A 10,778-nucleotide genomic window follows, 5' to 3' on the forward strand; every position below is an offset into this window, starting at 1 on the left:
GATCACCTCCTCCACCCCCGCCTCGGCCGCGCGCAGCAGCAGCTCGGCCGCGCCGATCTGCCGGGTGCTGACCCCGTCCAGCGGCGACAGCCGGCCCAGCAGCACGAAGTAGTAGCCGCGGTAGGAGCCGGTGCGCTCCAGCGCTGCCTGGTCAGCCGGCGTCTCGACGACGCACAGCAACCGGCCATCCCGCTCGGGGTCGGCGCAGACGGCGCACATGGGCGTCTCGCTGAAAGTGTGGCAGCGCTCGCAGTGCTTGATGCGCTCACCCGCGGCCGTCAGCGCCGCGGCCAGCTGCGGCATGGCTTGACGGTCATGCTGCAGCAGGTGATAGGCCATGCGCTGCGCCGACTTCTGGCCCACGCCCGGCAGGCGGCGCAGGGCGTCGATGAGGCTATCGAGCGCGTTCAACGGCAGGCCCTGAAGTGGTGCCGAGAAGGCGCTGGCCACAGAGGCACAGAGTCACAGAGAGACTGGATCAGGCACACGGCCTCTGTGTCTCTGTGTCTCTGTGGCTGTGTGGGTGAACAAAGCCTCAAGGCCGCGTGGGTCAAAACGGAAACTTCATGCCGGGAGGGAGCGGCATGCCGGCGGTCAGCTTGCCCATCTTCTCGGCGCTGGTCGCCTCGGCGCGGCGCACGGCGTCGTTGAAGGCGGCCGCCACGAGGTCTTCCAGCATGTCCTTGTCGTCCGCCAGCAGGCTGGGGTCGATGGTCACGCGGCGGACCTCGTTCTTGCAGGTCATGACGACCTTCACGAGGCCGGCGCCGCTCTGGCCCTCGACCTCGATGTTGGCGAGTTCTTCCTGCGCCTTCTTCAGGTTGTCCTGCATCGCCTGGGCTTGCTTCATCAAGCCGGCGAGTTGGCCTTTCATCATGATCGTGTGTCCTTGGTCAGGGTGTGGGGGTCAGCGGCTGCACCGAGCCGGGCAGGATGCGGGCTGACGGGAATTGCGACATCAGTGTGCGCGTCATCGGGTGCTGGGCAGCCAGCTCCTCGGCGGCGCGCTGCTGGGCTTCAGCGCGGGCGATGGTGCGCAGCGCGATGGAGTCTTCGGCCACGCCGGCTTCGATGTCGAGCCGGGCATTCAGCGCGGCCTCCAGCTTGGCGACCAGCGCGGGCGCGCGCAGCGACTCGCGCTCCACGCGCAGTCGCCAGACCTCGCGCCCGTCCACCGTGCTGCAGCCCAGGGCCTGGGCCTGGCGGGCGAGTTCGCCCGTCATGCCGACCAGCGAGACCGCGGCAATGCGCTCGGCCCACTGGGCGCCTTCGGGCGTCTCGCGCAGTTCGGCGCGGCGTGGCGCCTCGGGCTCGATGAAGGGGTTGTTGGTGGGCGCGGCGGGTGTGTCGTCGGCGTCCATCCAGGGTGGCGGCGCGTCATCCGGCGGCGGGCCGTCGAAGGCCATGGTGTCATCGTCGTCCTGGGCCTGCGGCTCGACGGGGCGCGGACGCAGGCGGTCACTCAACCGCGGGGCCGCCGGCTCGGCAACCGCCGCGGGCGCAGGTGCGACGACCGGCGCCGGCGCGGCAACGGGCTCCAGCACCACCGCTCGCGGCGCCGCCACCACCGGCGCAGGCGCCGGCTCAGCCACCGGAACAGCTGCCAGTGCCGGCGAGAGGGCCGCCTGGGGCGGCGTCACCTTGGGCAGGGGCACCGGCACGGCGGCCTTCGCGACCGCGGGCGGACGCACCAGCGCGGCGGTCTTCACGGCCTTGGGCTGGGTGCCTGCCGGGCGAAACGCCAGCATGCGCAGCAGCACCATCAGCAGCCCCGCGTATTCATCCGGCGCCAGGTGCAGCTCCGCACGGCCATGCAGGGCCATGCTGTACATCAGCTGGATTTCGTCGGCCGGCAGCGAAGCCGCCAGGCGCCGGATCTCGGCCGTCTCCGCATCGGCATCGTCCAGCGCGGCGGGGGCCGCCTGGGCCAGGGCCATCTGCTGGAACAGCGTGGCCAGGTCTTCCAGCGTGCCGGCGGCCGACAGGCCCGCGCCGCGCAGCGCATCCGCCTGGGCCACCACCGCCTCGCCGCTGGCTGCGGCCAGCGCATCGACGATGGCCACCACATGCCCGCGGTCCACGCTGCCGAGCATCTGGCGCACGCCGGCTTCGGTGAGCTGGCCGGCCCCGAAGGCAATCGCCTGGTCGGTCAGCGACAGCGCATCCCGCATCGAACCGCGTGCCGCCCGCGACAGCAGCCGCAACGCGCCCGGCTCGGCCGGCACCTGCTCGGCCCCCAGCACATTGCCCAGGTGCATCTGCACGTCGGCCGCGGCCATGGGGCGCAGGTTGAACTGCAGGCAGCGCGACAGCACGGTCACCGGCACCTTCTGCGGGTCGGTCGTGGCGAGCACAAACTTCAGGTACTCCGGCGGCTCTTCCAGCGTCTTGAGCATCGCGTTGAACGCGGTGTTCGAGAGCATGTGGACTTCGTCGATCATGTAGACCTTGAAGCGCCCCACCACCGGCTTGTAGATGGCCTGATCCAGCAGCTGCGAGATCTCCTCCACGCCACGGTTGGAGGCAGCATCCAGCTCCACGTAGTCCACGAAGCGGCCGGAGTCGATGTCGCGGCAGGCTGCGCATACGCCGCAGGGCTGCGCCGTGATGCCGCCCTGGCCATCGGCGCCGGTGCAATTCAGGCTCTTGGCCAGGATGCGCGAGACCGTCGTCTTGCCGACGCCGCGCGTGCCGGTGAACAGGTAGGCATGGTGCAGGCGGCCTTGCGTCAGCGCGTTCGCCAGCGCCTGCACGACGTGCTCCTGGCCGACGAGCTGCTCGAAACTCTGCGGACGGTATTTGCGGGCCAGGACCTGATAACTCATGGGCGCGGATTCTAGGAGGCTGCAGCCGCCTGACCCGCGGCCGCGGGTCCACCGGGGATAATCCCGCGCCATGAGCTCCACCGCCCCCCTCACCTACGACCAGGCCGGCGTCAACTACGACCTGATCGACCCCCTGAAGGTCACCGCCCAGCGCGCCGCCGCCGCCACCGCTTCGCACCTAGCCGGGCACGGCTTCAGCGAAGTCAAGGCCTCTCGCGGCGAATCGGCCTATGTCGTCGACGTCGGCCCGTTCTACGTCGCTTCCATCGTCGAATGCCTGGGCACCAAGACCCTGGTGGCCGACGAGATGGCCAAGTTGACCGGCAAGAGCTATTTCGCCGGCATCGCCCAGGACACCATCGCGATGGCGGTCAATGACCTGATCACCGTCGGCGCCACGCCGCTGGTCGTGCAGGCCTACTGGGCCGCTGGCGGCAGCGACTGGTTCGGCGACGCCCAGCGCGCCCAGGCACTGGTGGCCGGCTGGAAGGCCGCCTGCGACACCTGCCAGGTCGCCTGGGGCGGCGGCGAGACACCGGCCCTGGCCGGCATCGTCGAAGACGGTCGCATCGACCTCGCGGCCTCCTGCACCGGGCTGATCAATCCCAAGGAGCGGCTGTCCGTGGGTGACAAGCTCGGCCCTGGCGACGCCATCGTGCTGCTGGCCTCCAGCGGCATCCATGCCAACGGCCTGAGCCTGGCGCGCAAGCTGGCCGAACGCCTGCCGCAGGGCTACCTGACCGAGATCGAACCGGGCCTGACCTACGGCGAGGCCCTGCTGGCGCCCACCGCCCTGTACTCGCCCGTGACCGAGGCGCTGTGGAAGGCCGGCATCGCGCCGCACTACTGCGCCAACATCACGGGTCACGGCTGGCGCAAGCTGCTGCGCCACCCCTCGGCCCTGACCTACCGTATCCACACCGTGCCGCCCAAGACCGCCGTGCTCGACTTCATCCAGAAGCAGGCCGGCCAGGACGACCGCGAGGCCTATTCCACGCTGAACATGGGCGCGGGCTTCGCCATCTTCGTGAAGGCCGCTGACGCCGAGCGCACCGCCCAGGTCGCCCGCGACTGCGGCATCGACGCCTGGGTGGCGGGCACCGTCGAGGCAGGCGAGAAGCAGCTGCTGATCGAGCCGCTGGGCATCCGCTTCAGCGAGAACGACCTGCACCTGCGCTGACCGGGCGTATCACGCGCCATGACGTGGTACTACACCGAGATGGTCCAGTGGCATGTGGTGCTGGCCTGGTGCAGCATCGCGCTCTTCTTCGGGCGCGGGCTGCTGTTCCAGTTCGGCACACCCCGGCTGCAGAGCGCCGCCAAGGACGCGCGGCTGCTGGTGCTGGTGTTCGGCGTGAACGCCTGCCTCGTGGTGACCGGGCTGAGCCTGTGGGGTTCCATCGGTTACCACCCGGTGCGCGACTGGTGGCTGGGCGTGAAATTCATCGCCCTGATCGGCTATGCCGCCTGTGGCCACTGGGCCATGAGCCAGGCCCGGTTGCACCTGCTGGGTTACCTCACCGCACTGGCCCTGCTGGCGTTGGCGATGGATTTGTCCATCAATCGACAGTTCCTTCCCGGCTGAGCCCGCGAGCGCAAGTAGAATGCGCTGTGACGGGCCTCCCCGCATGGAAGCGCGCCCAACCGGGTCAGGTGGGGAACCAAGCAGCCCTAAGCGTTGCAACCAGTGCCGGGGGTAAGGCTCGTCACCCTCCCCTCCCCACCCTCTGCGGTCGTTGACGCTTGTTCAGCGACCCGGTTCCTTCGGGATGTCCGTGGAGCGCACGGTGAGCGTGGTCAGTTGACCGCCGCCCTGCACGCTGCCACTGACCTGCCCCTCGCGCACACGGCGCTCGCACATCTCACGGTCTTCCAGCGGCTGCCCCTGGCAACGGCGCAGCGCATTCGCCGCCCATTGCTCCGGCCCGTCGCCGGGCGCCGAGAGCTTGCCCTGGCGGGCCTGGGCATAGGCGGCAGCCGCCTCGCGCAGGCAGACGTCGCGGGGCTCGCTCGACTGGCCCGTCAGGCAGTTCGCGCGTTCGCGTTCATAGGCCATGCGGGCCGGGTCCACGTGCTTGGGCTTGGGGCCGGCGGCTTGGGCCAGGCTGGCCACCGCCAGCAGGCTGGCGGCGACCACGGCACCCGGCCATCGCATCGATCGATTCGCTTTCATCGCTGACTCCTTTCAGGAACCGGGTCGCTGCCCGCTCAAGCGCGCGGGCGCACCGGCTGGTTGTCGTTGGAGATGTAGACCTCCACGCGGCGGTTCATGGCGCGGTCGGAGGTGCTGGTGTTGCTGGCCACCGGGAAGGCCTCGCCATAGCCACGCGTATCGATGCGCGAGCCGTCGATGCCCCGGGCACGCAGCGCGGCGGCCACGGCCTGGGCGCGGCGCTGGGACAGCGTCAGGTTGGCCGCATTGCTGCCCACGCTGTCGGTGAAGCCCTCGATCAGCACGCGGCGGTCGGGGTGCTGCTGCAGATAGGCGGCGAGCTTGCCGATGGCGGCATCCGCATTGGGCTTGACCTCGGCCCGGCCGAACTCGAACAGCACGTCACCCAAGGTCACCAGCATGCCGCGGTCGGTCTGCTTGGCCTGCATGTCGGCCAGCTCGCGCTGCAGGGCCGCCGCCTGCGCCTGGGCATTGGCGGCATCGGCCTGCGCGTTCGCGGCCTGGGCGCGGGCGTTGCTGGCGTCAGCGCTGGCCATGGCGGCCTGGGCCTGGGCGGTCTCGGCCTGGCTGCGGGCACGCGCGGCGGCCGTGGCATTGGCGTCGGCACGCACGCGCTCACGTTCGGCTTCGGCGGCCTTGATGGCGTCTTCATCCGACGCGGCCTTGGCCAGCGTCTGGGCCGTGCGCGCCTGCTGCATCGCGACGTAGGCCGCCGAGTCGATGTCGGCCGGCGACTCGCGCTTGGCGCTCAGTTCATCGGCGCGGCGCAGCGAGTCGGTGGCCTTCTTCATTTCCAGCGCGGCGTACTTCGACACGGCCGGGTCCGACGAGGCGCGCGACACGGTGTCGCGGGCTTCCTGCAATTGCGGCGTCACGGTCGGCGCACTGGCGCAGGCGGCCAGCAGAGCGGCGGCCGTCAGGGTGGACAGGGCGGGGATGAGCTTCTTCATGGCTTTGATTCCTGGTGGGTCACTCGGGGGCGAGCCGCTCACGAGCGGTTCAGCTGGGTCTGCAGCGCCTGGATGCTTTCGCGCAGTTCGGTCAGCGCGCGATCGGAGCGGGCGGATCGGGCCTTGGCTTGCGCCAGCGCAGCGTCGGCGGCGGCCTGGTCGGCCAGCTGGCGGGCAGCCACATAGTCCTTGGCCGCCATGGCGGCGTTGGCGCGGGTCAGCTTGTCGCGGGCCGAGGCCAGTTCGGCCGGGGCGTCGGCCGCGTTGCTGGCGGCCTGGTCGACCGCCGAGTTGGCGACGGCGAGCTGCTCCTTCGGGGGCGGCGTCGACGCGCACGCGGCCAGGGCCAGGGCAGCGGCGAGGGCAAGCAGCGTCTTGCCTTGCATCGGATGGAACGTCATACGGGCTCCTGCTGAGTGGATGGAAGCCGGTCGCCACACACGACGGTGGGCACCGGAGCCAGGAGGTGTCCTGGTGGTGCCAATCAGTATTCGCGAGGGGCAGCGCTGAGCCCGTCAGTCGCAGGCGGCAGTGCCTGTCGGAATCGCCTGACAGACCGCAGCGCCTGGCCGAGGCTCAGGTGGGTGTGGTGCGGAAGGCCATCACGGCCTGGTTGCGCAGCGTGCGCAGCAGCGCCAGGCTTTTCTCGTCGACGACGATGCCGCCGACCTTCGAATGGTCGGCATAGATCAGCCCCAGCGGCGCGCCTTTCACCATCAGCGGCAGCAGCAGCAGGCTGGGTGCGGCGAGTTCGCCCTGCGACCATGCCGGCAGGCGGGCCGCGATGTTGGCCGCGCTCGCATCATGGATGAGGGTGTCGGCGCCCTTGAGGCAAATGGCGGCGAACAGGTCGGCGGGCTGCGCCGACAGGTCCACCCGCATCAGCGGCGCCAGGCGTTCCACGTCGGCCCCTACGCCGAGTCGCCCGGTCAGCGTCTGGCCGCGGGAGTCGCGCAGGCAGAAGATGACGCGGCGCACCGACAGCGCCCGGTAGATCGTCTCCAGCACCATGCGCAGCACCGCGTTGAGCTGGCTGCCATTGACCATGGCCTCGGTGATCTCGTGGATGCCGGCGGCCAGCAGGTCGCCCGAGGGTGCGGGAGGCCGCAAGGCGCCGGGCTCGGTGCGCTCCAGCACCTGGGTCGCGACGAGTTCGTGCTCGGTCAGCGTGTCTTGCACGGACGGCGTCAGCGGCGCCAACAGCCGCTGCGCGCGCGACTCCCGCGCCAGTTGCAAGCCCAGCGCCTCGGTCATCTGCGCCAGATGACGCCGTGCGGTGTCGGCGGCCTGCTCGAAGCTCTCTGCCGTCAGGCCGAGCGCCCGCGAATGCCGCTGCGCCAGTGCGCGCAGCCGGGCATGGGCCTGCTCCGGCGGCGTCTGCAAGATCAGGTCGGCCATGTCATTGCTGGCGCGGGCCAGCCAGCGCTGGCGCTCGGGGCCGTCGTCGATGAGCCGCGGTGGTGATTCGCCCGCCGGGCGCCGCATGGCCCGCTGCAGGCTCTCCGGCAGCCCCCACTGGCGCGCGACGCCCAGGCCCAGGCCTTCATAGCTCATGCCCAGCACCTGGGTCGACGCCGCGGCCTCCGACAGCGGTGGCACGCCGTCTTCCAGCGGTGTGACCAGCCGGCGCACGGCATCCGCCTCCTCCGGGAAGTAGAACTCGGTGAGCGTGCGCCCCAGGTGATGCAGCATGGCCCCGAGAAACGCCTCCTCGGCATCGCGCGGATTGCCGCAGAGCTCTCGCGCCAGTTCGGCCGCCATCAGCGAGCGCAGAAAGTCCTCGCGCAGCCGCGCCGCATGGCTCTTGTTCTCCATGCGCTCCAGCAGCACCAGGCTGAGCGCCAGATTGCGGATGCCGGCAAAGCCGATCAGCGCCACCGCTCGCGACACGGTACTGATGCCGCCGCCTCCGGTGTGCCGGTAGGCCGCCGTGTTGACCAGGCGCAGCAGCTTCTGCGTCAAGGCCACGTCCTTCAGGATTTCGTTGGACAGGCTAGCGAGGCTTTCGTCCTCCGACTGTGTCAGGCGCTGGATGCGCTGGATGGCATCGGACAGCGCCGGAAAATCGCTGCGATGGCGCATGCGGCGCAGCAGAAAGTCCAGCACCGGGGCTTCCTGCTGGGCCTCGGCATCCGGCTCCGCCACCGGATGCAGCCAAGCGGCCAAGGCATCCCGCATCGCCGCCGCGCTCGGCCAGCGGGCCGAGGGCTCGCGGGCCAGGCCGCGTTGCACGATGGCGCGCAGGGCGTCGTCCACATCCGGGGCCAGGCCCGACGGCAGCAACAGGTCGGTGGTCTGCACGCGCTGGATGGTGCGCCACGGGTCGGGGTCGTGGTTCAGGCGCTGGCCGCTGAGCATCTCGGCCAGCATGATGGCCGCGGCAAACACGTCCATCTGAGGATGCGGCGGCGCACCGCGCGCGGCCTCCGGCGAGATGTAGCCCGGCGTGCCCACGATGCGCGACGGATGGTTGGCGTCCGGCGACACCCGCACGGCAATGCCGAAGTCCATCACGCGCGGCCGGCCGCGGCCATCGAGCAGGATGTTGCTGGGCTTGAGGTCGCGGTGCACCAGGCCCGCGGCATGAGCCGCCACGAGGCCGTCCAGGATGCCCAGCGTCAGCGTCACCGCCTCGGCGGCGGTCGGCAGCGGCGGCTGGCGCAGGCGCTGGCTCAAGGTGCCACCGCTGACGTACTCGAAGACGAGGTAGGAGCGGCCGCCCTGGGTGTCGGCCTCGAACACCGGCACGACATTCGGATGGGTCAGCCGGCTGACGGCGCGGGCCTCGTTCAGCCATTCGTCGACCGTGCCGGGCCCGGTGGCCTCGGGCTTGAGCAGCTTGACCGCCACCTCGCGATCCAGCAGCGGGTCGTGCGCCAGCCAGACCTCCGCCTGCGCCCCCTCCCCCAGGCGCTGCAGCAACCGGAAGCGGCCGAGCTGGGGTGGGAGGTCGTCGGCCATGGTGATGGGCTCAGGAGCCGCTGCGCTGGGTCAACCGCTGTCGCAGCGAGGGGGCTGGCGCTGCCGTGTCGCCCGCGCGCGGGGCCGCGGTCGACGGCTTGTGGGCGCCCGGGTTGAGCGCCTCCATGACCTCCCGCAGCCCCACGCCGAGGGCCTTGGCGTAACGGCGCGTGGCCACTTCCACGCCGGGGCGTCGGCGCGGCTCGGGCAGGCCGAGTGCATCCACGAGTTCGTTGGCGAAGCTGCAGGTCAGCCGGATGGTGTCCGCATCGGTGCGGGGCGGATGCACCGGCGCATCCAGCGGCTGGCGGCGGATCATCTGCAGCAGCTCGTCACCCAGGCCCCAATGCCGGGCCACGGCAGCGCCCAGGGCCTCGAGGTCGCAGCCGAGCACGGCATAGGCGGCAGCCTGCTCGCTCATGGCGGGCGGGTTGGGTTGGTCCTCGGTCGGCTCCGGCGGCACCATCAGCTGGCGGATCTGCTGGGCATCGTCCGGAAAGTGGTACTGCAGCAGCAGGCGTCCGAGGTTCTGCATGACCGTGATGAGCTGCACCACCTCGCCGTCATAGCCGGCCGGCCGCAGGGCCTGAGCCACTTCGGCGGCCTTGGTGACGCGGGCCATCAACTGCCGCAGCAGCTCGGCCGCCACCGGCGCGAGCGTGCCCGGCCAGGGCTTGAGCCCGTTGGCGGCGAACTGCAGCCCGTCCAGGCCCAGCATCTGGATGGCGCGCTGCATGTTGAGCACCGTCTCGCCGGCATGCCCGGCCTGCTTGAGGGCGTTGTTGACGCGGCGCACCAGCTCCAGGCTCAGCGCCATGTCCTTCAGCACGAACTCTGACAGCGCGCTGGCATGCTGGGTCTCCAGGCCCGAACCCGCCGTGAAGCGGTGCAGGCCCGAGATGGTGGTGGGCAGATGGCCGCCGCGCTGGAGCTTGTCCAGCAACAGCACGATGGGGCCGCCACTGTCGTACGCCGCCGCCTGGCGCCAGCCGTCCAGCGCGCGCCAGAAACTGCGGGCCAGGTGGTAGCGCTGGCGCAGCTGGCGGTCGGTGGCGCGGTTGCAGATGGCGCGCAGCGGGTCGGGGATGGGGTGCGGCGTCTCCCAGCCCAGGCGCACCAGTTCACGACCGATCGGCTGCATCTGCTGCACCACCTGCTGCAGGTCGTTCTCTTCCAGCACGGGCCGGCCGCTCAGGATTCGATTGAGCAGCAGGCCCACGCACAGCACGTCCTCTTCGGCCGATTCGCGCACCGCGCGGCGGGTGACGGTGTTGAAGTCCACGCTGGCCGGAAAGACCTCCTGCGCAACTTCCAACCCGACCAGGCGCACCTTGTCCTGCGCATCGATGACGAGGCTGGCCGTCTGGATGTCGCGGTGAGCGTGACCCGCTTCATGGGCGAAGGCCAGCCCTTCCAGGAGCTGGGCGATCCAGTTCGCCGCGTCCAAGGGCAGCGGTGCCTTCTGGCGCGCGAGCCGCTCTTCCAGCGTCTCGCCCAGCCCCCGGTCGTAGGCCACATAGGGCCAGCTCTCGACCTGGCCAATCTCGAACACCGGCGCCACGTTCGGATGCTGGACGCGCTCGCCGCCGTGGGCCATGCGCAGCCAGTGCTCCAGGGCCGCCGCGCTGTTGGGCTTCTCGCGCGGCATGCACAGCATCAGGGCCTGGCCATGGCGCGGGTCATGGACGAGCCAGATCAGGCTGCGGGCGCTCTTGGACAGCAGAGCGCGCAGCTCGAAACGGCCGAAGCTCTTCAGCGGTGAAGCGGCGGGCGGGGTGTCGGACACGGTCGGGGCGGTGGCATGTAACAAATGCAATCACCGCATTGGACTCCAGCCTGACAGCGCTGGCCTTGCAGCCAAGCGCCGAA

Annotated in this window: 10 protein-coding genes and 1 other RNA gene; 3 read left to right on the plus strand and 8 right to left on the minus strand. The window is 70.6% G+C overall.

Translation table 11 applies throughout. From position 1 onward, the window contains the following. The 3 genes from CDO81_RS11505 to dnaX form a co-directional block, all read right to left on the minus strand. A partial coding sequence (locus CDO81_RS11505; RefSeq protein WP_088483562.1) for a recombination mediator RecR occupies positions 1 to 417 on the minus strand: 417 nt, incomplete at its 3' end. A 133-nt stretch (positions 418 to 550) separates the two neighbouring features. Further along, positions 551 to 877: a YbaB/EbfC family nucleoid-associated protein gene (locus tag CDO81_RS11510; protein ID WP_088483366.1), complete on the minus strand. Its 327-nt coding sequence runs from the start codon at positions 875 to 877 to the stop codon at positions 551 to 553. 16 nt (positions 878 to 893) lie between these two features. Then, complete coding sequence (dnaX, locus tag CDO81_RS11515; RefSeq protein WP_088483367.1) at positions 894 to 2,825, minus strand: DNA polymerase III subunit gamma/tau; 1,932 nt, start codon at positions 2,823 to 2,825, stop codon at positions 894 to 896. A gap of 70 nt (positions 2,826 to 2,895) precedes the next feature. Between dnaX and CDO81_RS11520 the strand changes: the two genes are divergently transcribed. The 3 genes from CDO81_RS11520 to ffs all read left to right on the plus strand — a co-directional run bounded on the left by CDO81_RS11520 (position 2,896) and on the right by ffs (position 4,536). After that, entirely contained in the window at positions 2,896 to 4,005 is a 1,110-nt protein-coding gene (locus CDO81_RS11520; RefSeq protein WP_088483368.1) for an AIR synthase-related protein, read from the plus strand. An 18-nt stretch (positions 4,006 to 4,023) separates the two neighbouring features. Then, positions 4,024 to 4,410: a SirB2 family protein gene (locus CDO81_RS11525; protein ID WP_088483369.1), complete on the plus strand. Its 387-nt coding sequence runs from the start codon at positions 4,024 to 4,026 to the stop codon at positions 4,408 to 4,410. A 28-nt stretch (positions 4,411 to 4,438) separates the two neighbouring features. Beyond that, positions 4,439 to 4,536, plus strand: an RNA gene (gene ffs, locus CDO81_RS11530) — signal recognition particle sRNA small type. Positions 4,537 to 4,572: 36 nt separating this feature from the next. Here ffs and CDO81_RS11535 read toward each other — a convergent pair. The 5 genes from CDO81_RS11535 to CDO81_RS11555 form a co-directional block, all read right to left on the minus strand. Next, complete coding sequence (locus CDO81_RS11535; RefSeq protein WP_144397218.1) at positions 4,573 to 4,998, minus strand: hypothetical protein; 426 nt, start codon at positions 4,996 to 4,998, stop codon at positions 4,573 to 4,575. A gap of 35 nt (positions 4,999 to 5,033) precedes the next feature. Then, positions 5,034 to 5,948 (minus strand): OmpA family protein, encoded by a 915-nt coding sequence (locus CDO81_RS11540; RefSeq protein ID WP_088483371.1) that lies wholly within the window; start codon positions 5,946 to 5,948, stop codon positions 5,034 to 5,036. Positions 5,949 to 5,986: 38 nt separating this feature from the next. After that, positions 5,987 to 6,349, minus strand: coding sequence for a DUF4398 domain-containing protein (locus CDO81_RS11545; protein WP_088483372.1), 363 nt, complete (start codon positions 6,347 to 6,349; stop codon positions 5,987 to 5,989). Between the two features lie 175 nt (positions 6,350 to 6,524). Further along, positions 6,525 to 8,909 carry a serine/threonine protein kinase gene (locus CDO81_RS11550; RefSeq protein ID WP_088483373.1) on the minus strand — a complete coding sequence of 795 codons (2,385 nt, stop codon included), beginning with the start codon at positions 8,907 to 8,909 and terminating at the stop codon, positions 6,525 to 6,527. Positions 8,910 to 8,919: 10 nt separating this feature from the next. Beyond that, positions 8,920 to 10,725: a protein kinase domain-containing protein gene (locus CDO81_RS11555; RefSeq protein WP_158218249.1), complete on the minus strand. Its 1,806-nt coding sequence runs from the start codon at positions 10,723 to 10,725 to the stop codon at positions 8,920 to 8,922. Between the last annotated feature and the right edge of the window lie 53 nt (positions 10,726 to 10,778).

Origin of the sequence: Roseateles puraquae (genome assembly GCF_002205845.1) — a bacterium.
Taxonomy (GTDB): Bacteria; Pseudomonadota; Gammaproteobacteria; order Burkholderiales; family Burkholderiaceae_C; genus Pelomonas; species Pelomonas puraquae.